The organism is Streptomyces sp. NPDC051315 (assembly GCF_044455165.1).
In the GTDB taxonomy this organism is placed as follows: domain Bacteria; phylum Actinomycetota; class Actinomycetes; order Streptomycetales; family Streptomycetaceae; genus Streptomyces.
In genome coordinates this window covers 168,748-192,864 of sequence record NZ_JBITEN010000017.1, presented here as the reverse complement: position 1 = coordinate 192,864, position 24,117 = coordinate 168,748, and the positions used below count along the sequence as shown (strand labels likewise).

The following is a 24,117-nucleotide window of genomic DNA, read 5'->3' as shown; positions in this document are numbered from 1 at the left end:
GTTCCCCCCCGCCCCCCCGGCCCCCCCGCCCCGGCCCCCCCCCACCCCTAACCGCGCCCCCCCCCCCCCCCCGGGGGGGGGCGCCCGCTTTTCGAGTGCGGGCCGTCTCAGAGACCGTAGGTCTTGCCGATGACGTCCCGCTGGATCTCGCTGGTCCCGCCGTAGACCGTGGAGACGACCGCGGCCCGCAGGTGGCGCTCCATGTCGAACTCCGTGGTGTAGCCGTAGCCGCCCATCATCTGCATGCCCTCCAGGGCGGCCCGCTTGGCGATCTCGGTGGCCTTCAGCTTGGCCATGGACGCCTCGCGCGGGAACAGCTTGTCCGGCTGCGCGTCGCAGTCCAGAGCCACCTCGCGCACCAGCAGCCGGGTGCACTCGATCTCGGTGGCGAGATCGGCGATCCGGTGCCGCAGCGCCTGGAAGGAGCCGACCGGCCGGCCGAACTGCTCACGTTCGCGGACGTAGGTGACCGCGTCGTCGAAGGCGCGGCGCGCCAGGCCCAGCATGTTCGCGGCCAGGAAGAGCCGCTCGTAGTTCAGGCCGGCCATCAACTGCCGCCAGCCGCCGTCCACCTGGCCGACGACGGCGTCCGCGGGCAGCCGCACGCCGGTGAGGAAGACATCGTTGACCTCCCGGCCGCCCATGGTCTCGATGCCCCGCACCTCCACGCCCGGGGCGTCCGCGGGCAGGTGGAACATGGTCAGACCGCCGTGCTTGTCCTCGCCGGTGCGGGCCACCAGCAGGATGCTCCTCGCGCAGTGCGCGTTGGAGATCCAGGTCTTCTGACCGTCGATCACCCACGTGCCGTTCTTCTCCTGCCGGGCGCGGCAGCGCAGCGCGCCGACGTCCGACCCGGCCCCCGGCTCCGACATGGCGATGGCCAGCACGTCACCGCGCACGGCACCGGACAGCACCTCGTGCCGCTGCTGCGCGGTGCCGAACTTCTCGTACGCCTTCGCGGCGATGACAGTGGTGATGAAACCCCCGGCCGGGACCATCCCGTACGAGGTCTCCTCCAGGAAGAGGCAGGCGTCGGCCAGCCCGCCGCCGGAGCCTCCGTACTCCTCGGGCAGGCACACCCCGAGCCAGCCCAGGTCGGCGAGCCTGCCGTACAACCCGGGATGGTGGGCCTCGCGGCCGCCGCCTGTCAGCGCGTCACGCTGCTCTCGGGTACCGCACTCGCGCTTGGCGAAGTCGCGCACGGCCGCGGCGAAAGCGGCCTGTTCTTCGGTGAGTCGACTGCCCATTGGTTCCTCCGGGATCCGGGTGCCGGTCGGCGGCTCGGTCAGGGTCGGGCAAGCAGTGAGCTACAAAGATATGGTAGATGTTTCACAGTCTCTCGGGAGTCGTTCGCCGGTATCGTGAGGAGCACCATGAGAACTGACACGAACGACTCGTGGCTCGCCCGAGCCCTCGCCCAGCCGGAGCCGGAGGACCGCGTGGCGCGGCGGATCCTCGACGCAGCACTGGAGCAGTTCACCCTCCTGGGTCTGCGCCGCTCCTCCGTGGACGACGTCGCCAAGCGGGCCGGCGTCTCCCGGGTCACCGTCTACCGGCGCTTCCAGACCAAGGACAAGCTGGTCGAGGACACCCTGCTGCGCGAGCTCAGCCGGTTCTTCCAGCGGCTGGACTCGGCGGTGGCGGCGCTGCCGACCATGAAGGAGCGGGTCGTCGAGGGCTTCGTGGTCGCCCTGCGCCACACCCGCGCCCATCCGCTCTTCGGCGGCCTGCTGCGCCTCGAACCCGAGGTGGTGCTGCCCTACCTGACCGTGCAGGGCAGCTCCTCGCTCTCCGCCACCGTCGATTACCTGACGGTCCATCTGCGCCGCGCGCAACAGGTCGAGGGCCGTCCCGACGAGGACCCGCGTCCGGTCGCCGAGCTGATGGTGCGGGTCGCCGTGTCCTTCCTGCTCAACCCCGCCAGCTGCATCGAGATGGAGGACGAGGACCAGGCCCGGGCCTTCGCCCGCCGCTACCTGGCCCCGCTGCTGGACGCCTGACCGGCCGGCCCGTCCGCTCGGCCGGTCCGGCCGGCGGGGCGCCGACCGGCCGTTCAGTGGCGCCGGTGCAGTGCCCGGGCCAGCCGCACCGCGCGCTCCCGCGTGGCGGCCGGAACCTCGAAGGAGGTCAGCGCGATCGGCGGGGTGAACCGCTGCACCGTCGTCGACTGCACGGAGGTGAAGGCACGCAGGCCCTCCTCGCCGTGGATCCGCCCGAAGCCGGAGTCCTGAGACCCGCCGAATGGCAGCGCCGGCACCGCCGCGAAGCCCAGCACCGAGTTCACCGACACCGCCCCCGCGCGCAGCCGCGCCGCGATCGCCGCACCGGCGCGCCCGTCGCGGCAGAACACCGCGGCCCCCAGGGCGTAGCGCGAGGCGTTGGCCCGCTCCACCGCCTCGTCCACGTCGGCCACCGGGTTGATCGCCACGACCGGTCCGAAGGTCTCCTCCGTCATCGCCGCCACGTCCTCCGGAACGCCGGTCAGCACGACCGGCGCGACGTACGGAGCGCGAACCGAATCGGGCCCGCCCAGCAGGGCACGCGCACCCGCCGAGACCGCACCGGTCACATGCCGCTCGACGACCGCGACCTGGCCCGGCAGGGTCATCGGGCCGTAGGAGGCGTCCGCCTCGGCACCCGGGCGCAGCGCCTCGGCCCGCTCGACCACCCGTTCGCACAGGGCCGCGTGGATCTCACGCACCGCGTAGACCCGCTCCACCCCCGCGCAGGTCTGCCCCGCGTTGCTCAGCGCGCCCCACGCGATCGCGTCGGCGGCCGCCTCCAGGTCCGCGTCCGCGGTGACGATCACCGCGTCCTTCCCGCCGCACTCGGCGAGGAACGGTGTCAGCGTCTCGGCGCACACCGCCATCACCTTGCGCGCCGTCCCCGGCGAGCCGGTGAACGCCAGCTTGTCGACCCCGGACCGGGCCAGGGCGTCCCCGGTGGACGCCGCGCCGGTGACGGTGGTGAGCAGTCCGGCGTGCCCGGGCACGGCGGCGTCGAAGAGCTCGGCCAGCAGGACCCCGGTGCCCGAGGTCAGCTCGGACGGCTTGAAGACCACGGCGTTCCCCGCCGCCAGGGCGTAACCGATGGAGCCCATCGGGGTGTACAGGGGATAGTTCCAGGGGCCGATCACGCCGACCACGCCCAGCGGCCGGTGCACCAGCGAGGCCCGCTGGTGCACGGCGAACAGTCCGCTGCCCACCTTCCGCCGGCGCAGCACGCGGTCGGCGTTGCGGGCGGCCCAGCCCAGGTGCTCCAGCGTGAGCACGACCTCCAGTGCGGCGTCGCCGGCCGGCTTGCCGGTCTCCTCGGCGATGGTGCGGGCCACGGCGTCCAGGTCGGTGGCGAGGGCCTTCTTCCAGCGCAGCAGGTGGTCACGGCGCCGGGACGCGGGCAGCGCCGCCCAGCCGGCCTGGACGGTCCGGGCCCGGGCCACGGCGCGGGAGACCTCCTCCGGCCCGTTCAGCGGGTGTTCGGCGATCGGCTCGCCGGTCGCGGGGGAGTACGTGGTGAAGGTCGCGGCGCGTGGTGCGGCGGCCGGTGTGGTGCCGGTCATCGGGTCTCCTGACGGGGAGCGTGGGGGACGGACGACTGCACCGGAACGGAAGCCCCTTCCGGCGGATCCTCGTCCTGGAGCGGGGCCGGCGGACGGGAGTGCGCCCAGTGCGGACCCAGGTCGTCCAGGGTCCACCCGAAGGGATAGGTGCGCGCCTTGGGCTTGCGCGGGAACCGCTCCGGCCGCCCGGGCAGCAGGCGGATCAGCGCGGCCCGGATGCGGAACACGCGGTGGACGGCGGCCCGCAGCCAGCGCGGCTCCGGGCGGAAGCCGAGCGCCTCCAGCAGCGGTTCGTCCAGGAGGGCGAGTGAGACCCGGGACGCCAGCCGCCGCGCCGGGGCCGGGTACCAGGAGGCCAGGATCCGCAGGGTGGCCGCTGCGACCCTGCGGTTGGCGGGGTCGTAGGCGAACATCTCCCCCTCGTAGTCGTCGTGGAGTCGCTCGAACGCGGCGTAGGTCTCGGGCACGCCGGAGATGCCCATCATCTCGCCCATCCGCCGGCCCACCAGCGCCAGACTCTCGGTCTCCTGCTCGGACAGGCGCCGCCAGCCGAACCGGTCGATCCACCGCTTGGGCCCCACCACCGTGGTGGCCAGGACGTAGAGGAAGTCCTCGTTGGGGATCCGGTAACGGCCGTGTATGCGGTTCAGGTGGCGGGCGGCTGCCCGGCCGTGCTCCGAGTCCATCCCCTCGCGGACCATCTCGTACGTGATCAGCACCGTGTCGTCGTACCGCTTCTGACCAGCACGTTCGAACTCCTGAGTGCGGTCCAGGAGTCGGGAGATGCGCGGGACGCCGAAGTCGCGCAGGAACGCGATCGAGGTCCCGTGGAGATAGTCGCGGGGGAACTCGTAGTGGATGATCCACCGGTAGATCTGCTCGAAGTCCTGCTGCGGATCCATCTGCCGGATGCGGCGCAGCCGGCTGTAGCGGCCCATGGGTGATCCCTCCTGTCAGAAGCGCGGCCACCGGCTCGCGGTGCGCGTGCTCGTGTCGGAGAAGCGGACGGTCTCCGCGTCGACCAGCACCTGACCGGGCTCCGCCGCGGTCACCTCCGGCTGCGCCGGGTGTCGGTGCTGACGTTCACGTGGCCGATGACGAGGTGCCGGTGCGCCGGGCGACGTGGCTGCGCGGTGCCGCGCGGGTCGGGGGCAGAGCGCGGGTCGTGGCGGTGCCGGCCGTGCTGGGTTCCATAGGGAGCACGCTCTGTGAGTCGATGATACTGAAACTATTGAGTTGTTTCATGAGACGTCAATACTCCGGACGTCACAGAGACGAGGAGGAGCCCGAGGCCGCGCCTCGGCTTCCGTCCACGCCGGTTGCTCGGCCGAGGCTTCTGCGGCGGACGCAACCGTCGGGCACCTCGAGGAATGCGAGATTCTCGTTGTATCGCCCGGTCGATAACTCCCGTGCGAGGATGTCGCGCGTGACCGGATTGTCTTCCTCGCCAGTTGCTGAGGGCACGCCCCGTAACTACGGCCTGGGTCCCCGAGTTGCCGCTGTGCTCGTGTTCGGGACCTCGGCCGCGGTCCTGGTGGTCGAGATCGTCGCTCTGCGGCTGCTGGCTCCCTACCTCGGCCTCACCCTCGAGACCAGCACCATGGTGATCGGCATCGCCCTGACGGCGATCGCTCTCGGCTCCTGGCTGGGTGGGCGCATCGCCGACCAGGTCAATCCGCGTCGGCTCCTGGCTCCCTCGCTCGGAGTGTCGGGAGCGGTCGTGGCGCTCACCCCAGCCGCGTTGCGCACCACCGCGGAATGGGCGCCGGCGATGCTCGTGCTGATCGCGTCCATGACCATCCTCGTGCCAGGCGCGCTGCTCTCCGCGGTGACGCCGATGGTGACCAAGTTGCGTCTCACCAGCCTCGCCGAGACCGGAACGGTCGTCGGCCGGCTGTCGGGCGTCGGCACCGTCGGTGCCATCTTCGGCACGGTCCTGACCGGTTTCGTCCTCGTGTCGCGGTTATCGGTCACCGGCATCCTGATCGGCCTCGGAACACTGCTGGTGGTCGGCTCGGCGCTCGTCGAGTGGCGGACGCGCAGGTGGATCGGCACCACTGCCCTGACGCTCGTGGTGATGGCCGGAGGCCTCGCCGCCATGGTCGCGCCGGGCGGCTGCGACGTGGAAACCAGGTACCACTGCGCACGAGTCGTCGTCGACCCGGACCGGGACAGCGGCCGCACCCTGGTCCTGGACGGCGTGCGGCACTCCTACGTCGACATGGACGATCCGACATTCCTGGAATTCACGTACGTGCGTGCCATCGCGTCGGTGATCGATGCCGCCTTCCCCGAGGGAGAGCCACTCGCCGCCCACCACCTGGGCGGCGGCGGGCTCTCCCTGCCCCGTTACCTTGCGGCCACCCGCCCCGGAACGCGCAGCCTTGTGTCGGAGATCGACAGTGGGGTCGTCCGCATCGATCGTGACTACCTCGGTCTGAGGCCGAGAACCGGTATCGACGTACGCGTGGAGGACGGCCGGCTGGGCCTGCGACGAGTGGACACGGGCAGTCGTGACCTCGTGGTCGGCGACGCCTTCGGGGGCGTCAGCGTCCCGTGGCACCTCACCACGGTCGAAGCGATGACCGATGTACGGCGGGTGCTCGACGAGGACGGCATCTACGTCGCCAACCTCATCGATCACGGTGAGTTGGCCTTCGCACGTGCCGAGGCGGCCACTCTCCGCGAGACGTTCGAGCACGTTGCCCTCCTCGGCGAACCCGCCGACATCGGCCTCGATCCGTCTGCCACCTCCGAGGGCGGCAATCTGGTGATGGTCGCCTCCGACCGCCCGAACGACCCGAGCGCCATCCAGCAGGCGCTGGACGCCCGCGGAACCGGTTGGAAGATCGTCACCGGCGTCGACCTCACGTCCTGGATCGGCGGCGCCCCCCTGCTCACCGACGCCTACGCGCCCGTCGACCAGCTCCTCCAGCCCTCCAGTCCCCAGAACAACCGGTGACAGGGCACGCGTCCAAGCGTTGCCCGTCGCGAACTGTCTGACGGCCGGGCCGATGGGCGGCGGTACCGCAGGCGATCGCCGGTAGGCTGCGGTGGTGCGCACGGTCGAGCTCCTGTTGGATGAGGCGGCAGAGCTAGCGGTCCGGGAGGCCTGGAGGCGGCTGGCGGACGCGGGGCTGCCCAGTCAGGCGCGCCACCGCTCACCGACGAACAGCCCGCACCTCACCCTGGTCGCCTGCCCGGAGCTGACCGCCCCGATTCGCTGGGAGCTCGCCGAGGCCGCCGCCGCCCTGCCGCTGCCGGTGCGGTTCACTGGCGTGGTGCGTTTCGAGCGGCCTACCTCGGTGCTGGCTTGGGCGCTGGACTGCGACTCCGCGCTGGCCGGTCTGCACCGCCGGGTGTGGGAGGCGGTGGCCTCGGACAGCCCGCCCGAGACCCTCAATCCGTTCCACCAGCCTGGGCGCTGGAGTCCGCACATCACCCTCGGCCGGACCCGGCGGGCCGGTGCCTTCGCCGGCCGGCGGGTTCCCGAGCTGTTGCCGGCGCCGCCGCTGTGGGCCCGGCTCACCACTCTGCGCAGCTACGACACCGAGACCGGCGCCCTGGAGGTGCTGAAGCCCCGCCCCTGAGACGCCGTCCCCGACGTTGGAGCCCCGGCGGGGGTCCGCGATCACCGGCAGAACCACGGTGGCGGGAGAACAAAACCCACCGGGGCGACAGGGCACCGTCACCGACCAAGCTCACCCGTCACCGGGGCGCCCCGACCGGGCGGCATCAAGACGGCTACCCCGCACGGCCCTTGCGTTCTACCGTGGCCAGGCACGAGCAGGCAGTCGATCCAGGCCGCCCGCCTGGTCGGCCTCGGGTGCAGCCGGTCCCGTGCCTGCACGGTGGCCTTCCCGTGGAGGCGGGTGTCGGTGACGGTCGCGAAGGCGGTTTCCCAGAGCGGTCTGCGACGAAGTCCCCTGGCGAGGCCTCGACTTGATGGGCAGTGCGCACATCCGGGTGTGGGAGGTGAACGGCGGCCACTCCGGGGGCCGTCCACCGCCTCGCGGCGCGGGCCCGTGCGAGCCGCACCACGGTGCGGCCGGTGGACGCCCGGCCGGTTCACGGCGGTGATCGGGCCCCGGCGTCTTGAAGGACGAAGAGACGTTCGCCCACATTGCCGACCTGCGCACCGAGTGCCCGCACGACACCGTAAGTCGTCCACAACCGTCCCGGCGACTGGATCGACATGGCCTGCTACGCGGCGCTGACGGTGGCCGACGACGGCGGCGTGGCCCGGACTCGGATCTCCGAAGACGCACTGGCGCGGCGCCTGGGGCTCTTCCGGCACGTGACGGAGGAGTTGAAGCCGCCCGGCGGACCCTGAGTGGTCTCGCCGTGTCAGTACAACCCACGCCAACGAACCACGAAGGGGGGAGGACAGTTGACGCTCTACCGGCATCAAGCACGCCTACATCGCCGGGCTCTCGTTCCTCTGCCTGGCGGCTGGCGCAGTACAGCTGTTCCGGCATGGTGGTCCCTACTGGTTGATGATCGTCCTCTTCGTGGCCGTGGCATGGAGCAACGGGCAGTGGAGGGAGGCCGGGCAACGGGACCCGGCCCACCTCTCCAGCTCCGCCTTCTTCGTGATGCTGCTGGCACCCTTCGTGAGCGTTGCCGCGCTGGTGTGGGGCATCGCCCTGGAGCTGTGACCCCGGCACTCAGGTGGAACAGCCCATGCAGCGCATCCTGGATGCCTGTCACGGCCGGTCTGCAGACCGCATGGACGTGCACGGAGAAGGGGAAGCACCTCAGGGCGCTGACTGGGCTGCTGCGCATGGACGTTCAGTGGCCCGATGCGATCCGAGCAGGTACTGCTCGCGGATGTCCCGGTTCGTCGGCGAGGGCCGCGGCGTAGTCGGCGAGGGAGATGCGACTGCGGCCGTGCCCGTCGGTGAGCAGCGCGGTCGGCACTGCGCAGGCAGGTCTCGGGTTTGCGCGCCGGGGAAGAGTGCTTGGGCGGGTGAGAGGGCCTCACGCTCGATCCGGTCAGGTTCCAAGTACTGACCCGACACGGGAAACGCTGGGGGAGTGGCGCACCCGGCCGCCCGCGTCCAGCGAGGCGGTCGTGACCGAACCGAGCCGCCGCCAACGTGAAGACGTAGGTCGAAGGGCTGGTGTGACCGGTTCTGGGGGTGGGTGCCACGGGTCGGGGGAGGCAGTCTGAGGAGTAGATCGTCTGTCAGACGGTCGGGTCGAAGAGAAACGCGGTGCACCAGCGTCGGCGGATGTGCGAGCCTTCTCTTCCCGGACGCCGACCGAGAAGACTCTGATGACCCGCGATGACGCCCTCAAGCAACTGAGCCACATCGCGCGCGAGCGGGCCTTCGGTAGGCACGTCGGGTCCGACCGGCTCATCCAGGCAGGGCTCGACGCGCTCATTGCCGGGGTCGAGAGTCCCTCCCTCGCCATGCTGGCTGGCCTCCTCCGGAGCGAGGAGCCCGAAGCGCCGGCGCTCCTCGACCAGGTACTGGAGGAGCTGGGTCTGCTCTTCCATCCGCCCGCTGATCCTCGGGCCGCAAAGTGGGCGATGGCCTACTGGGTCGCTGGCCGAATCGCCGACGGAACCCTGGATCCCGCCACCGGCACCCATCTCATCTGGTCAGACATCGCCTACGACCTCGGCTACCCCGAAGAGCTGGAACCGCTTGTCCATAGCGCGCACGATCTGGCCGCCTGGGAGGAGAGCTGGGGAGTCTCCCTCGAGGAACTCGACCGGGAGGCAGTCGAGGCGGCGAAGCAGTTCCTGAACGAGCGGTCGGCAGCAGAAGAGGGGAGCTGACCGCCCGGTTCTTGCTCGCTGCGGTTCGACCGCCCCTACGATCCTGTGCCTGCTGGATCCCGAGCTGCTGGAACGGATCACCGCGCGCCGTGCGGAACTGGACGAACTCGAAGAACGGCTTGCCGAGCAGCTGGCGGAGGGCGGGCCGAGCGGGACGAACTCGCTGTCGCCGAACGTGTCCTCGAGCGGGTGAGTGGGCAGCCCGCCGACCAGCGCGCCTCGGCTGCGCCGACGTCCGGGCAGGTGGGGCGGCCGGGCGGTGAGGGTGATCCCGCACCGCGAGCCGGGCGCTGAGGAAACCATGCTCCGCCGGACTACCAGCGCGTCCTTGCCGCCGTGCGGCAGCCCGCCGGACCGGTCACGGCCCGGCAGGTCGGCGAGATGCCGGCCGCATCGTCAGACCTGGCAGGGGGGGGCGGTCGGCGCTCGGCGTGATCCCCGAGATCATGGCTGCTGCCGTCGCTGAGTAGGGCCTGCGCACGCCACTCGCCGGGTCGGTGGTCCCTGACGCCGTGAGCGCCTTCGGGTCGGCACACAGGATCGTCCGGGCGTCGTTGCCGTCCGTGCCGCCACGGGCACGCAGAGCACCTTTGGTACGAGTGGCACGAGCGCGTGGACTGCGCAGGACTCCCATCGAGCAGCGTTCTGCCGGAATTGCAGGGCTGGGTAGTCGGCGGGACGCTGGACAGGTCAGCCCTGCGGCATCCGATGAGGTTCAGCCGTGGAAGGCCCGAGCCGGAGGATGACATCGGCACCCCCCAGGAGGTCACCATGGAAAGTGCGATCTTGGATGCGATGCAGACCTCTCTGCGAGGGCCGGTCATAGGCCCGCAGGACTCCGAATATCTCCAGGCTCGCAGCATCTACAACGCGATGATCGACAAGCGTCCCGCCGCCATCGTGCGGTGCGCGGACGCTGCGGATGTCATGGCTGCGGTCAACTTCATCCGCGACAACGGCCTGGAACTCGCTGTCCGGGGTGGCGGGCACAGCGGTGCCGGCCTGTGCCTCGTGGACGACGGCGTCACCGTCGACCTGTCGCCGATGCGCTGGGTGCATGTCGACCCCGCTGCGAGGACCGCCCAGGTGGGCGGCGGCAGCCAGCTCCGGGATCTCGATCACGCCACCCACGGCTTCGGGCTCGCGACTCCGACCGGCATCGTGTCGATGACAGGCGTGGGGGGCCTTACCCTCGGCGGTGGCCATGGATATCTCACCCGCAAGTACGGTCTGACGGTGGACAATCTGCTGGCTGCGGATGTCGTGCTGGCCGACGGCAGCTTCGTCACAGCGAGCGAGACCGAGCACCCGGACCTGTTCTGGGCGCTGCGCGGCGGCGGCGGCAACTTCGGCATCGTGACCTCGTTCACCTACCGCCTGCACCCGGTGAACATTGTCGGCGTGGCAATCACCGTGTGGCCGGTCGACCGCACCCGCGAGGTGCTCACGTGGTATCGCGACTTCCTCCCGCAGGCCTCCGAGGACATCTACGGCTTCTTCACGCTCTTCACCATCCCGCCCGGCCCGCCCTTCCCCGAACAGCTCCACGGGCAGAAGGTGTGCGGCATCGTGTGGTGCCACACCGGTGACCCGGAGCGCACCGAGGACGTCCTCGCGGTGGTGAACGATCCCGCGCCGCCCGCCTTCCACTTCACGGCTCCGATGCCCTATTCCGCGTTGCAGAGCTTGTTCGACGAGCTGATCCCCACTGGGTACCAGTGGTACTGGCGCGGCGAATTCTTCGATCGCATACCGGACCCCGCTCTGGACGTGCATCTCGCATACGGGGAGAACCTCCCCACGCCGCTGTCGCTCATGCACCTCTACCCAGTCGACGCGGCCGCCCACCGGGTGGCGCGGGAGGACACCGCTTGGAGCTACCGGGACGCCGTCTGGTCCGGCGTCTTCGCCGGTGTCGACCCCGACCCGGCAAACGCCGAGACCATCAAGCAGTGGTGCGTCAACTACTCGGAGGAGATGCGCCCCTACTCGATGGGCGGCTCGTACGTGAACTTCATGGGGCAGGGCGAGGGCCAGGAGCGGGTCCGGGCAACGTATCGCGGCCACTACGACCGGCTCGCGCAGATCAAGCGAACGTACGACCCGGACAACCTCCTCCACGCCAACCAGAACATCAGGCCCGCCCAGCGGCACTGACCGCCCTTCGGGCATCCCCGAACAGGTCCATCCCGCAGACACCGTGCCGGAGGCCCCTCCGCGATCATGGCACGCGGCCGGCCAGCCGCTCCGACGCACCGGTCTGCCCCCGGCGCCGAATCGGATCACTGACACCAGAACCGTTTCCGTGGCCTTGTCCTCGGCTGAGTGCGCCATCGCCTCCCGTGCTTGTGGGTGACGGGTGACGGGTGACGGGTGACGGGTGCCGCGTGGGGCGTCACGGGGAGCGGAGGAGTGAGGCCGGTCCAGGTGGGTAGTCACGCGCAGGCTGGGAAGGGACGCGCGACACCTGGGGAGGTTGAAACGGCCCTTCCCGTTCCGATGCCGTGGCCGGTTGTGCTGGTTGAAGACAGGTGCGTGCTGCGATCAGCGTCTGATCTCTGCTCCTACCGCGCGCCGCCGGTACCGGCCAAGCGGGACGACGGGCTGCCGGGCGTCCACGTGCGGTCGGTCTCGTCCTGTACGAGCAGGGAGAGCAGCGCGGCTACGGTCAGGCCCGCTTCCGCCGGGTGCCGCAGGACCTTGTCCGGTTCCACGCGGTACGTGTTGCTGCGCCCGTCGCGGGTGTGGGAGAGATAACCGTCCTGCTCGAGATCGGAGATGATCCGCTGGACGGCGCGCTCGGTCAGCCGGCAGTGGGCGGCGATGTCGCGGATCCGGACGTTCGGGTTGTCGGCAATGGCCGCCAGCACACGCGCGTGGTTGGTGACGAACGTCCATCCGGAGTGAGGCTCAGGCACTTCAACCATGCACAGCATTCTACGGACGGCTTTTGCCGGACATCGAATACATGACATACTTTTCGTGCAACAGAGGACAGGAATCGGCCGGGGAGCGACAGGAGGGACCCGAGGGTGTCTTTTGATGAAGTGGTCACAGGGCGCCCGAGCGACGCCGAGGGGAGCCGGTTGCAGGTCCTCGACCAGGCCACGGTGGTGCAGTACGAATGGTGCGGTGCTTGGGTCGTAGGCGCGCGAGGCTCCTACGACATCGACTCGATCGTGCCCCTGGCGGACGCGCTGGACACCGCGGTCAAGGAGCATGCGATGGTGGTTCTGGACGCCTCCGGCATCACCTTCGCGGACTCGGCACTGCTGAATTTGCTGATTCTCACCCACCAGGCAGCGGACCTGCGCGTGGCCGCGCCGACGTTGCAGCTGCGGCGGCTCCTGGAGCTCACCGGAGTCGACACCGTCCTGAAGGTGCGGGCGACGGTGGAAGAGGCCACTGCCTGCTGAACGTTCCGCAGGCCACGGCGAACCCGTACAGCACGGGCCCGGACGCTCACCAAGGAACCGCCTCCGCGCGGCCCTCGGAAAGCCGCGCGAGCCCGGCACAGGAGGCGGCGAAGGCGGCAGGCGGGCAGCAGCCGAGGAAGCGGCCCGGCAAGGTACAGCGCGAGGCGGCTCGGCGGGCGCAGACAGTGAAGGAGGCGGGCGGCGGGAAGCTGGCCGCGAAGAAGGCGGTGCCGCTGCCGCACGGCTCGGTGCGTGCCGCGTCCCGAGCTGCGCACCCTGGCGGTGGTCCGCAGCCGAGCGGGAGTTGGCCCGGGACAAGGCCCGGATCGAGAACGGCGAGCACCGTGCCCGCACCCGACCGGCCCGCCCTCGAGCTTTTGCAGGATTTTCGGCCCAGATGGGACTTCACGGTCGCCTCCGCGAGGTACAGGGTGGCCGCGATCTCGGTGTTGGACAGGCCGCAGCCCACCTTGACGAGCACCTCGCGCTCACGGGCGCTGAGCCGACTCAGCCGCTCGTCGCGCCCGGCGCCGCCGCCGTCGGGGAGGTGCGGGCGGAGGTTCTCCAGCAGGCGGCGGGTGATCCGCGGGGACACCACCGCGTCGCCCGCGGCAACGCCGCGTATCGCGGTGAGCGATTCCCCGCGCCTGGTGTTCTTCAGCAGGAAGCCCGAGGCACCGGCGTTGAGTCCGGTGAACGCGTATGCGTCCAGGTCGAAGGTGGTGAGGATCAACACCCTGCTCTGCGGGGAGACCCGGATGGCCTGCCGGGTCTCCTCGATCCCGTCGGTCCCGGGCATCGGGACGTCCATGAGGACGACGTCGGGGCGCAGCTCCCGGGCGAGGCGTATGGCCTGGATGCCGTCCGCGGCTTCGCCGACCGTCCGGACCGTCGCGTGTGTGCCGGTGGGTGTGTGCTTGAGGGTGTTGGTCAAGGCTTCCTGTACCAGGCGGTAGACGGTCAGTTGTGCTGTGACGGCTGTATGGGTGTGGCCGCCCTGGACCTCGACGCGGGTCGGCAGCCCGGCGGCGCACATCTGGTCGGCGAGGGCCTCCAGTTGTGCGATGCCGGGCAACGGGTGGCGTTCCGCGTCCGGTTCGTCGGTCCGGATGCCCAACGAGCGCCGCATGTCGGTCAGGGCCTGTCGGCCCGTCTCATTGCCCGGCGCTGCGGCCGCCTCGGTCATTCGCATGTCCCCGTCGACTCAGCATCATGGTGGCCCCGGCCGGGGCCACCACCGCGTACAGCCGGAGCCGGGTCGAGTACCAGGAGCGCAACACCCCGAGCTCCCTGGCGTGTACCGCGGCGCCGTCACGGTAGGCCGCGGGCCCGCGGAGCACATGAGTCCACCGTCTGATGGCAGCGCGCCGAGGTACGACCGCAGGAGGAGTCCCACTGCCTTCCGCGGTCGCAAAGCGGCCGTTCACCTGGCGTGCCCGATTGCGACTCCGGTCGCACAGCGGGATGCCTGGATGAGACTCCAGTCGCACGGGGACATGCCTCGGACTGCGACTCCGGTCGCATGCTTTTGGCGACCCGGGATCGATGTGGCATCGCGTGTCCGCCCTGAGGATGGCGGGGTGACCGAGATCATCGCGGGGCTGTACATGTCCCCTCTGGAACTCCTTGCCTCGCTAGGTGCCGTCGCGCTGGTGGCGGCGCGCTGGCTTCCCCCCGCTGCCCGCCCACGCGTCACGATCGCGGCGGGGACGGTTCTCGTGCTGTCCGCGATCGTGCTGAGTGTGGTGGGGATCCGCTGGCAGGTGCTGCCGGTACTGGCTGGCGCTGCCGTCGCGTTCCCGTTCGCCCTCTCTCCGCTGCTGCGACGCCGTACGGGCCAGCCGGCGTGGCGGGCCCGATGGTGGCTGGCGTTGCCGGGGTCGGTGGCCTGCGTCGGCCTGATCGCCACGGGCCCGGTGGCCGCCTGGGCCTTTCCTGTACCTCTGTTCCCCGAGCCGTCGGGCCGTTTCGCGGTCGGCACCCGCGTGGTGCAGTGGACCGACCCACGCCGCCCCGAGAACTTCACCGCCGATCCGCACGACCGGCGCACGGTCGTGGTCCAGCTCTGGTACCCCGCGCAGAAGAGCCCCGCAGGCACGCAGCGGGCCCAGTACCTCGGACGCACGGAGCACGAGGCGCGCACCGTTTCCGACGCCCTCGCCCGCGAGGTCGGCCTGCCTGGCTTCCTGGTGGACGGCGTCCCGCATGCCCACACCCATTCGGTCTTCAACGCCCCGGTGGCCGACACGGGCGGACGGTTCCCGGTCGTGCTGTTCTCTCCCGGATCGGGCGGAGTGCGCACCCAGAACACCGCCTGGGCGGAGGAACTGGCCAGCCACGGCTATCTGGTCGCAGGCCTCGACCACCCGTACGACTCCGCGGCCGTCGTCCTCACCGACGGCCGAACGATTCACACCAGGACCGCCTCCACCGGCGACCGGGACAAGGACGCCGCGCTGTCGGCCGGCTGGACGGCCGTTCGGGCGGCCGACCTCAGCTTCGTCCTCACCCGGCTGGACCGTCCAGGCCGAGGTGAGATCGCCGGCCCGCTGACCGGACGCCTGGACACCAGCCGGGTCGCGGTCATCGGCCACTCCATGGGTGGTGCTGCCGCCCTGCAGGCAGCCCGGCAGGACCACCGGTTCGACGCCGTCATAGATCTGGACGGCTACCCCCACGGCCCCACGTCCCCCTCCCTCCATCAGCCGACGCTCGCTCTCACCCAGGCCATCACCCCCGGAACCGACCCGCGCTACATACCCCGCCTCACCAAGGCCCTCAAGCTCAGCACCGCGACGAGCTACCGGCTCACCATCCCCGGCGCCGCGCACCTCACCTTCATGGACGGCCCCCTGTACCTGCCGCCTGTGCCCTCGATAACCGGATCCCTGGGCCGCACCGAAAGCCCGCACGTCGTCGCCGCGACCACCCTCGCCTTCCTGGACGCCACCCTGCGGCACAAACCCGGTGACCTGGCCGGCGTTCTGTCGGCCTACGGCGATCTCAGCGTCTACCGCCCGGGCAACAGCCGTTGATCAGCTGTGTCGCGGCAGCCGACGGCACGGCCGTTCCCCGCGCCAGCCGGATTGACCAGGCCCTCGCGTCTGAAGCGCCGGAGCCGACAGAAGGGGTGGCGTCCGGTCCGTAACCGGCCGGACGGCGGGCCGTCCTGTCGATCGTGAGGCGTATTGCCTCCCGGAGCCGGGCCGAGCAGCGCGGCCTGAGGGAGAACCGGTGGGGAACGGGCAGCTCGGAGAAGAGGGAGGCGGAAGGCGCTTGAGAGCTCCGGACAAAAGGAGCGTCCGGCTCGCGACGCCCTGCACGCACGCTCGCCGCGTTACCGGGAGGTCCTGGTAGCTCCGCTACCAGGACCTCCCGGCGCCTTGCGATCGCACGCACCGGACGCCGCGAGCTGATCGGACTCCCTTCTGTCCGGAGCTCTTAGTCGGTGAACCCGCGGCCGTTGACCCCCGGCCGCATCACCGTGCCGCTGCCCTGTTCCACTCACTGCCCTTGGTTCCGGAGCCGGAGCACAGTAACCAGCTCTTCCGCGCGACGGCCGTGGCCGGCTACCTGCAAGTGGCCTGTCCCTACGGTTCACCGCCAAGGAGGCCGCCGACCTCGCGGAGCAGGTGTCGGCCGGGCACATCGGCGCGCGCCCTGGCCACAACCCCGAAGGACTGTACTGAACGCACCTGAGCACAGGCTCCGCCTGATGAAGACCACAGCTTGACGAGGCCCACGATGCCGAGCCCCTGAGCCACGAACGCCCCGGCAGCTGAGGTCAGTTGCCGATTTCATGAGTAGGTGCGCGACTGATTATGATCTTGGTCATGTCTGTGCAGAGCTCTGACAAGACCCTTTCCCGTAAGCAGAGACTTCAGGAGAAGCAGCGCCGCCAGCTGGCAGTGGTCGACACCGTGGACAAGGCTGAGGCCAAGGCCCGCAAGGCAGAGATCGAACTGGCTGTGGCCGTCACCGAGGCAGTGCAGGTGTTCGGCGACGAGCAGTCCGCGTCCGAGGGGCTCGATATGCCGGTCGAAGCGATCCGGCGCTTCCTTGGCATGGCGCAGGACGAAGCGGCCAGTGCCGACACCGTCGCCGAGGCCGTTGGCAAATCCTGAGCTTGGCGTTCGTGGCGAACCGTGGTGCGAGCGGTGTCGATGCCCCTTGTCGCCGCGGGGAGCGCGCCCCGGAGCAGGGCAGCCGACGTCCCGGCAAGCAGTCCCGGGAGGCGCCAAGACTTTGCCTGCCGATGATCCCACGCCCGCGCACACGTAGCCTCAGCGTTGGACCTCCTGTCGTGGGCTGGGAGGACTGGCGAACCGGGAGTGCGGTCCCCTCCCCAGAGAGACAGATGACGTACAAAGGACAGGGCCATCACGGCGCCGGAGGCCGTGACCGATCAGCAGCCGGCGGGCGAACACGTTCGAACGGCACCTGAACGTGAGCAAAGGGCGGCTGAGCATAGGTTCCGTCCAACGGAGACGTTGCTGACCATCACGGCCGCCGCCGTATGGGGTCGCGACTCGGGCGTGCTCACACCCCGTGCCGCACCGGCTCTCCGTGCCTCCACCGCCTCCGTGTCGGCCGTGATCTGAGCTCTGCCGGCCGCCGCCGCAGGGGCCCGCCCCGAGTTGGTGGTCCGGCTGCCACTGGCCCCGGCCGGCGTGCTGCTCGGGCTCGTCGACTTCGCGGCGCACCGGCTGCCCGACGTGCTCGCACCGCCGCTCGCCGCGGCAGCGCTCGCATCAGCAAGGCCCCCACCCATCACCACACCAGCGACCGAACCAGTCAGCAGTCACGGCAAGCACCCTCGCAGTACGAGGGCTGTGACCGGAAGGTTCGCCGGGGGCGGCCGGGCTAGCCTGGCCCGCATGGAGAAGCTCAACGGGGTGGAAGTCATCGCGTTCCCGGATGCGGCGGCCTTTGAGGACTGGCTGGCCGAGCACCACACCCGCCGCGAAGGCGTGTGGGTCAAGGTGGCGAAGAAGGCGTCAGGGATCGCGTCGGTCACGGCTGACGAACTGGTCGACGTGGGACTGTGCTGGGGCTGGATCTCCGGGCAGCGTCGGGGCTTGGACGACCGGTATTACCTGCAGAAGTACGGGCCACGGCGACCGAGGAGCCTGTGGTCGCGGGTGAATGTCGAGAAGGTCGCGGCGCTGGCGACGGCGGGCCGCATGCGAGAGCCCGGCCTCGCCGAGGTCCAACGGGCGCAGGAGGACGGCCGCTGGGACCGCGCATACGCACCGCAAGCGACAGCCGCGGTCCCGGACGACCTTGCTGCGGCGCTCGCCGCGGAACCGGCGGCGCGTGCGGCCTTCGACGCGCTCGACCGGACCACTCGCTACCTCGTGATGCTCCCGCTGCTCCAGGCCACGACGCCGGAGACTCGGCAGACACGGCTGGAGCGGGCGGTACGAGACCTGGCGGAGGGGCGGCAGGCGGGTGAAGGGTGATCGTTCCGTGGAACTCCCGGACCGCTGGTGCTGTGCCCCGGCGCGATCACCAGGCCGCCGGTTGTGGGTTCGGCGGACCGATCGGCCCGTGCACAGGGTTACGTCTGCGAGGCACAGCTGGGACGTCACAAGCAGCACAGGCCGCGCCGTCCACGGGGCGAAAGCGGCCAGCCGACCTGGTTCGGCACCGAGTTCCACCCCACCGAGGGGACGCAGCACCTGGACGTTCGCCAGTCCGGCAACAACATCCTCGGGTTGTGGGCCGAGCAGGTCCGGCAGACCGGACCGTCCGACCACTTCGCCGACTTCGCCGCCCGACGTCCGCAGCGTCCGCAGTTGCTCCTTGGCGATCTCGGGGACTGGGACGCCCTTGTCCTTGAGCGCGACGACGAGGACGCCGCCCAGGTGTGGCGCTATCTCGTGGACACCTCGACCTGGGAGTCGTACTACGACAACGTCGCCGACATCCCCTTCCCGCAGAACGGTGGCCCCGAGCTGAAGAAGGACATCGTCTTCAGCCTCGGCACCTTCGGCTTCCCGCCCCTGGACGCCCGCGTCGTCGAGTTCCAGGACCCCGCCCAGGGCATGCCCGGGCGCCTGTCGTGGACCGCGAAGCAGGACGGCACGCCCGAGGAGCGGCTGGACGTGCTGCACGCCTGGCTGGTGGAGGACCTGCCGGGCGGCCGGGTGAGGATCCTGACCCAGGAGACGCAGATCGGCCGGCCCGCCGCGGCGCTTGCCGGGAGCGGCCGAACCCGACGCTCAACGGCCACCAGGCATGGCTGGACGGCCTCGTGAGCGTCGCGCGGTCCGCTACGAGGCCACCGTCTTCGTTGCAGCGATCAACAAGTGGTGGTGACGTACTGGTCCGACGACAACTCGAACACCCGTACTCGCCGACCGCCGGTGGGACTGACGGTCTCACGGACCAGATGCATCCCCAGTTTGGTCATGATCCGTTCGGAGGCGTCGTTGCCCACTTGAGTGATGCTGACGATCCGCTCCAGCCCTCGCTCTTCGAACCCGAACCGTACCGCGGCCGCAGCGGCCTCGGTGGCCAAGCCCTGCCCCCAGTGGGAACGTCCCAGCCGCCAGCCGACCTCGACCGCCGGCAGCACCTCCGGCAAGAAGTCGGGCACCGAAAGGCCGGTGAACCCGGCCAGCTCGCCAGTGGACCGTATCTCCACGGCGAACAGGCCGAAGCCCTGTGCCTCCCACTCGCTCTCCCATGTCTGGATCCCGCCGCGAGTCTGCTGTTCGTCACGGACGCTGCCGTCACGGATCCACCGCATGACCTCGGGGTCGGCTTGGACGGCAGCCATGGGCGCAACGTCTTCCTCACGCCAGCGACGCAGGATCAAACGGGGAGTCTCCAGCGTGACCATCCGATCATTCTGGATCACGAAATGGGCTCTCCGCCATCCTCACCAGGCCCTGTCGCGAACGCAGGGCGGGGCGGCGGGTGAATGGCCCCGTGGCCGTGCGCGAGGGGTCGGCCGGTGGCACCGTGGGTGTGGGCGATGATCTCTGCGGTGATGGAGATGGCGGTTTCTTCGGGTGTGCGCGCTCCGAGGTCAAGACCGATCGGGGATCGCAGCTGAGCCAGTTGGTCCTCGGGGAGTCCGGCGTCGCGGAGGAGACCCACGCGTGTGTGGTGGGTGCGGCGGGATCCCATGGCCCCGACGTAGCCGACCGGCATGCGCAGTGCCCGCTTCAGCAGTGGGATGTCGAACTTGGGGTCGTGGGTGAGGACGCATACCGCGGTGCGGGCATCGACCGTCGTGCGTTCCAGGTAGCGGTGGGGCCAGTCCACCACGACTTCGTCGGCGTGAGGGAAGCGGATCGTGGTGGCGAAGACGGGGCGGGCGTCGCAGACGGTGACGTGGTAGCCGAGGAAGCGGCCGGCCTGGGTGAGCGCGGCGGCGAAGTCGACGGCTCCGAAGATCAGCATGCGGGGTGCGGGGGCCGCGACGTGGACGAGGACGGTGAGCTCTTCGGGGCAGGTGTCGGTGCTGCCGCTGAGGGGGATGCGGGCGGTGCGGCCCGTACGGAGCTGGGCGCGGGTCCGGTCGGTGATCACCGCGTTCGTCCGGGGATCGGCGATGCTGTCGCCCACCGGGTGCCCGTCGGCGTCCAGTGACATCAAGGATCCCAGCAGCGGTGCGGGGCCGTCGATGACCTGTGCCACGGCGGTCGGGCGGCCCTCGACGGCGGCATTGAGGGCGCGGTCGAGGTGGGGATGCACGTCGGGGGCGATGTGCTGGATGAGGACGTCGAGTTCGCCGCCGCAGGTGAGGCCGACGGCGAAGGCGTCGTCGTCGGAGTATCCGAAGCGTTCCTGGCGCGCGCCGCCCTTCTCGTCCAAGATCTGGCGGCACAGGTCGTAGGCGGCTGCTTCGACGCAGCCGCCGGAGATGCTGCCGACGACGTGGCCGGTGTCGTCGACGGCGAGGGAGGTTCCGATGGGGAGGGGTGCGCTGCCGGTGACGGCGGTGATGGTGGCCAGGGCGAAGGGGCGTTGTTCGCGGCACCAGGTGTGCAGCGTGTCCGCGATGTTCAGCATGAGGGTTCTCCGTCGCGGGAGATGGGCGGATGGGGCGGGCCGCCGCCGTTCCCCACGGGGGCGGGTACGGCGGCGGCCCTGTCCGGCAGACCGTGGGGCGGGCGCTGCCGGACGTTCGTGGTGCACCCATGTGGATGCGGGCGATGGTCGGTCAGAGAAGGGCGTCGGCGGTGATGGGGAGTTGGCGGATGCGGCGGCCGGTGGCGTTGAAGACGGCGTTGGCGATGGCGGGGGCGACACCGACGTGGACGACTTCGCCGAGTCCCTTGACGCCGAGGGGGTCGGCTTCGCGGTCTTCGCCGTCGAGGTATATGGCCTGGATGTCGGGGACGTCGGCGTTGACGGGGACGAGGTAGTCGGCGAGGTTCGCGTTGGCGGTGCGGCCGTCGCGGGGGTCGGTGACGGTGTGTTCGAGCAAGGCGGTGCCGATGCCGCCGGTGATGCCGCCGATGGCTTGGCTGTGGGCGAGTTTGGGGCTGATGATGCGGCCGGCGTCGTACACGCCGAGCATGCGCCGTACGCGGACGAGGCCGAGGGTCGCGTCGACGGCGACTTCGGCGAAGGTGGCGTTGTAGGCGAAGAAGGAGTGCCGTGGTTTCCCTTCGGGTCCGGTGAAGGTGCCCTGGGCTTCGAGGTGGGTGCGCTGGTTGCGGGTGAGCAGGGCGCGGTAGGTCTCGCCGCGGGCAGGGTTGTTCTTCACGTGGAGCCGTCCGCCGCGCACGACGATGTCGTTCGGGTCCGTGCCGTGGAGTGGTGAGTCCGGGTCTTCGGTGGCCAGTTTGATGGCGTTGTCGCGGACGCGGTTGCAGCCGTCGAGGACGGCGGAGCCGACGCTGGCCATGGTCATGGACCCGCCGTGCGGCGGGGTCGGCGGGTAGAGGGAGTCGCCGAGGCGGAAGGTGACGGTGCGCATGGTCAGGCCGAGGGCGTCGGCGGCGACCTGGGTCTGGGAGGTGTAGGTGCCCGGCCCCATGTCGCTGGCGGCGGCTTCCACCGTGGCGGTGCCGTCGGCGTCCAGGCGGACGTGTGCCCGGGCGGTGGCGCGGGCGGTGTCGTAGACACCGGCGGCCATGCCCATGCCGATCAACCAGTCCCCCTCGCGGCGCGAGCGCGGCCTCGCCGAGCGGCGGTGCCAGCCGAACTCGCGGGCGCCGGTGGTGTAGCACTCGCGCAGGCGGCGGGTGGAGAACGGCAGTCCCGAGGACTCGTCCTCGGAGGGTTCGTTGCGCTGACGCAGCTCGATCGGGTCGATGCCGAGCCTGTCGGCGAGTTCGTCCATGGCCGACTCGATGACGTAGGAGGCATTGGCGAAGCCGGGGCCCCGCATCCAGATCGGCGTGTTCACATCCAGCGGCACCGTGCGGTACGCCTGGCGGACGTTCGGCGTGCTGTAAAGCATCTGTCCGGGCGTCATGACGGCTTCGGTGAACGTCTCGTACGAGGAGGTCTCGCCGTCCATCTCGTGGAGTGCGGCGGTGAGCCGGCCGCGGCGGTCGCTGCCCAGGCGCAGCCGGTACGCGTAGGCGGGGCGGAACCCGTTGCCGAAGTACATCTGGCGGCGGCTGAGGACCAGTTTCACGGGGCGCTTGACCGTCCGGGCGGCGAGCGCGGCGATGGTGGTGTGGGGCCAGCAGCGCAGTCCGGTGCCGAACGCGCCCCCGACGAACGGGGAGATGACCCGAACCGAGTCCAGGGGCAGCCCGAACACGGCGGCCAGTTCGGTCTGGGTGCCGACCACCCACTGGGTCTTGTCCCAGACGGTGAGCTTGCCACCCTCCCAGCGGGCGACGGTGGCGTGCGGCTCCATCGGATTGTGGTGGTTGCGGGCCGTGCGGTAGCTCAGGTCCAGGCGCACCGGGGCCTTGCGCAGGGCGGCCTCGGCGTCGCCGCGGGCGTAGGTGGTGGGCTTGTCGGGTATGGCGTCGCTCAGGTCGGTGTCGGGTTTCTCGGCCTGGTATTCGATCTTGACCAGGCGGGCCCCGTGCTGGGCGGCCTCCAGGGTGGTGGCGATCACGACGGCGACGGGCTGGCCATGGAAGAGGACCCGGTCGTCCTGGAAGACCCGTAGCCGATCCCCGGGCGGGTTGTTCGAGGCGGCGTTGTCGCGGTACGGGAGTTTCGGCGTGTTGCCGTGGTGAAGCACCCGCAGCACCCCGGCATGTGCTTCGGCCTGGCGGGTGTCGATCGCGGTGATACGGCCGCGGCCTGTGCTCGCGTCGACGATGACCCCGTGCACGGTGCCCTCGATGTCGTGCTCGGCGGCGTAACGGGCCTGGCCGGTGACCTTGAGGCGGCCGTCCACGCGGGAGAGCGGAGCGCCGACGGCGGCCTGCGGCTGCGGGCTCATGCGTGTCCTCCAACGATGCGCAGCTGGCGTTCGACGGTCCGCTCAAGCAGCTCGACCTTGAACCGGTTGTGGGCGAGCGGGCGCGCCCCGTCCGCCGCCTTCTTCGCGGCGGCCTTCCACAGGGCGGCGGAGGGCCGTTCACCGATGAGGCGGTCCTCGACCGCGGGCAGTTTCCAGGGGACGGTGCCGACCCCGCCGGCAGCGACCTTCGCCTCGAGGATCACGCCGCGCCGTATGTGCAGGGCGACGGCGGCCGAGGTGAGGGCGAACTCGTAGGACTGCCGGTCGCGGACCTTCAGATAGCCGGAGGCCAGCGGGCGCGGCAGCGCCGGAATCTGGACCCCGGTGATCAACTCGCCCTTTCGCAGGGCTTGTTCACGATGCGGGGTGCGGCCGGGGCGCAGCAGGAAGTCGGCGAAGGGCAGTTGGCGTTCGCCGTCGGGTCCGAGCAGGTGGATGCTGGCTCCGAGGGCGGCGAAGGCGACGGCGGCGTCGGAGGGGTGCGTGGCCACGCATGCCGTGGAGGTGCCGAGGATCGCGTGGGTGCGGTTGTACCCGTCGCGGGCCGCGCAGCCGCTGCCGGGGTCGCGTTTGTTGCAGGCTGCGGTGACGTCGCGGAAATAGGTGCAGCGAGTGCGCTGCATGACGTTCCCGCCGATGGTGGCCATGTTCCGCAACTGGGCCGACGCGCTCAGCTCGAGTGCCTGGGAGATGACCGGGAACAGGGTGCGGACCGTGGGGTGGGCGGCGGCCTGGGCCATGGTCACCAGTGCGCCTAGGTGCAGGCCGCCGCGCTCGGTGGCCCGGATCTCGTCCAGGGGCAGGGCGCTGATGTCGATAACGGTGTCGGGGTGCTCGACGCCTTCGCGCATGAGGTCGACCAGGGTGGTGCCCCCGGCGATGTACCGGCCGCCGCGCCGTCCGGCGGTCAGGGCCTCACGTGTGCTGGCGGCGCGGGTGTAGGTGAAGGGATGCATGGGCG

The 24,117-nt window shown here is 70.6% G+C and carries 20 protein-coding genes; 11 read left to right on the top strand and 9 right to left on the bottom strand.

Annotation, left to right across the window (positions count from 1 at the left end):
• Positions 1-107: 107 nt before the first annotated feature.
• Positions 108-1,247 carry an acyl-CoA dehydrogenase family protein gene (locus ACIBBD_RS29440; protein ID WP_399422581.1) on the bottom strand — a complete coding sequence of 380 codons (1,140 nt, stop codon included), beginning with the start codon at positions 1,245-1,247 and terminating at the stop codon, positions 108-110.
• 126 nt (positions 1,248-1,373) lie between these two features.
• Here ACIBBD_RS29440 and ACIBBD_RS29435 point away from each other — a divergent pair, with 126 nt between their 5' ends.
• The gene (locus ACIBBD_RS29435) at positions 1,374-2,000 is read left to right on the top strand and encodes a TetR/AcrR family transcriptional regulator (protein WP_399422580.1); all 627 of its coding nucleotides are present in this window, start codon (positions 1,374-1,376) and stop codon (positions 1,998-2,000) included.
• A gap of 53 nt (positions 2,001-2,053) precedes the next feature.
• Here the strand turns inward: ACIBBD_RS29435 and ACIBBD_RS29430 are convergent, their stop codons facing one another.
• Together ACIBBD_RS29430 and ACIBBD_RS29425 are read right to left on the bottom strand one after the other, a co-directional pair.
• Positions 2,054-3,559 carry an aldehyde dehydrogenase family protein gene (locus ACIBBD_RS29430; RefSeq protein ID WP_399422579.1) on the bottom strand — a complete coding sequence of 502 codons (1,506 nt, stop codon included), beginning with the start codon at positions 3,557-3,559 and terminating at the stop codon, positions 2,054-2,056.
• Positions 3,556-4,497, bottom strand: a complete 942-nt coding sequence (locus ACIBBD_RS29425) for an oxygenase MpaB family protein (RefSeq protein WP_399422578.1) — start codon at positions 4,495-4,497, stop codon at positions 3,556-3,558. Before ACIBBD_RS29425 ends, ACIBBD_RS29430 begins: the two co-directional genes overlap by 4 nt.
• 479 nt (positions 4,498-4,976) lie before the next feature.
• Between ACIBBD_RS29425 and ACIBBD_RS29420 the strand changes: the two genes are divergently transcribed.
• The 5 genes from ACIBBD_RS29420 (at position 4,977) to ACIBBD_RS29400 (ending at position 11,504) form a co-directional block, all read left to right on the top strand.
• Positions 4,977-6,521 (top strand): fused MFS/spermidine synthase, encoded by a 1,545-nt coding sequence (locus ACIBBD_RS29420; protein ID WP_399422577.1) that lies wholly within the window; start codon positions 4,977-4,979, stop codon positions 6,519-6,521.
• A gap of 94 nt (positions 6,522-6,615) precedes the next feature.
• Complete coding sequence (locus ACIBBD_RS29415; RefSeq protein ID WP_399422576.1) at positions 6,616-7,149, top strand: 2'-5' RNA ligase family protein; 534 nt, start codon at positions 6,616-6,618, stop codon at positions 7,147-7,149.
• A 906-nt stretch (positions 7,150-8,055) separates the two neighbouring features.
• Positions 8,056-8,217, top strand: coding sequence for a hypothetical protein (locus tag ACIBBD_RS29410; RefSeq protein WP_399422575.1), 162 nt, complete (start codon positions 8,056-8,058; stop codon positions 8,215-8,217).
• Positions 8,218-8,837: 620 nt separating this feature from the next.
• On the top strand, positions 8,838-9,347 hold the full coding sequence (locus tag ACIBBD_RS29405; RefSeq protein WP_399422574.1) for a hypothetical protein: 510 nt from the start codon (positions 8,838-8,840) through the stop codon (positions 9,345-9,347).
• A gap of 771 nt (positions 9,348-10,118) precedes the next feature.
• Positions 10,119-11,504, top strand: coding sequence for an FAD-binding oxidoreductase (locus ACIBBD_RS29400; RefSeq protein WP_399422573.1), 1,386 nt, complete (start codon positions 10,119-10,121; stop codon positions 11,502-11,504).
• A gap of 407 nt (positions 11,505-11,911) precedes the next feature.
• Here the strand turns inward: ACIBBD_RS29400 and ACIBBD_RS29395 are convergent, their stop codons facing one another.
• Positions 11,912-12,274, bottom strand: coding sequence for a helix-turn-helix transcriptional regulator (locus tag ACIBBD_RS29395; protein ID WP_399422572.1), 363 nt, complete (start codon positions 12,272-12,274; stop codon positions 11,912-11,914).
• Positions 12,275-12,433: 159 nt separating this feature from the next.
• Here ACIBBD_RS29395 and ACIBBD_RS29390 point away from each other — a divergent pair, with 159 nt between their 5' ends.
• A complete protein-coding gene (locus tag ACIBBD_RS29390) occupies positions 12,434-12,763 on the top strand; it encodes an STAS domain-containing protein (RefSeq protein ID WP_399422595.1) in 330 nt (109 codons plus the stop codon).
• A 46-nt stretch (positions 12,764-12,809) separates the two neighbouring features.
• Here the strand turns inward: ACIBBD_RS29390 and ACIBBD_RS29385 are convergent, their stop codons facing one another.
• Positions 12,810-13,949, bottom strand: a complete 1,140-nt coding sequence (locus ACIBBD_RS29385; protein ID WP_399422571.1) for a response regulator — start codon at positions 13,947-13,949, stop codon at positions 12,810-12,812.
• 394 nt (positions 13,950-14,343) lie between these two features.
• Here ACIBBD_RS29385 and ACIBBD_RS29380 point away from each other — a divergent pair, with 394 nt between their 5' ends.
• From ACIBBD_RS29380 to ACIBBD_RS29365, 4 genes are all read left to right on the top strand, one after another.
• Positions 14,344-15,798 (top strand): alpha/beta hydrolase family protein, encoded by a 1,455-nt coding sequence (locus tag ACIBBD_RS29380; protein WP_399422570.1) that lies wholly within the window; start codon positions 14,344-14,346, stop codon positions 15,796-15,798.
• A gap of 798 nt (positions 15,799-16,596) precedes the next feature.
• Complete coding sequence (locus ACIBBD_RS29375; RefSeq protein WP_399422569.1) at positions 16,597-16,887, top strand: hypothetical protein; 291 nt, start codon at positions 16,597-16,599, stop codon at positions 16,885-16,887.
• Positions 16,888-17,640: 753 nt separating this feature from the next.
• Entirely contained in the window at positions 17,641-18,225 is a 585-nt protein-coding gene (locus ACIBBD_RS29370; protein WP_399422568.1) for a YdeI family protein, read from the top strand.
• A gap of 63 nt (positions 18,226-18,288) precedes the next feature.
• The gene (locus tag ACIBBD_RS29365) at positions 18,289-19,023 is read left to right on the top strand and encodes a hypothetical protein (protein ID WP_399422567.1); all 735 of its coding nucleotides are present in this window, start codon (positions 18,289-18,291) and stop codon (positions 19,021-19,023) included.
• 44 nt (positions 19,024-19,067) lie between these two features.
• Here the strand turns inward: ACIBBD_RS29365 and ACIBBD_RS29360 are convergent, their stop codons facing one another.
• From ACIBBD_RS29360 to ACIBBD_RS29345, 4 genes are all read right to left on the bottom strand, one after another.
• A complete protein-coding gene (locus ACIBBD_RS29360) occupies positions 19,068-19,610 on the bottom strand; it encodes a GNAT family N-acetyltransferase (protein ID WP_399422566.1) in 543 nt (180 codons plus the stop codon).
• A gap of 14 nt (positions 19,611-19,624) precedes the next feature.
• The gene (locus ACIBBD_RS29355) at positions 19,625-20,788 is read right to left on the bottom strand and encodes an XdhC family protein (protein ID WP_399422565.1); all 1,164 of its coding nucleotides are present in this window, start codon (positions 20,786-20,788) and stop codon (positions 19,625-19,627) included.
• Between the two features lie 151 nt (positions 20,789-20,939).
• The gene (locus ACIBBD_RS29350) at positions 20,940-23,135 is read right to left on the bottom strand and encodes a xanthine dehydrogenase family protein molybdopterin-binding subunit (protein WP_399422564.1); all 2,196 of its coding nucleotides are present in this window, start codon (positions 23,133-23,135) and stop codon (positions 20,940-20,942) included.
• Positions 23,132-24,112 carry an FAD binding domain-containing protein gene (locus tag ACIBBD_RS29345; RefSeq protein WP_399422563.1) on the bottom strand — a complete coding sequence of 327 codons (981 nt, stop codon included), beginning with the start codon at positions 24,110-24,112 and terminating at the stop codon, positions 23,132-23,134. The genes ACIBBD_RS29350 and ACIBBD_RS29345 overlap by 4 nt, the downstream gene beginning before the upstream one ends.
• Positions 24,113-24,117: the final 5 nt, after the last annotated feature.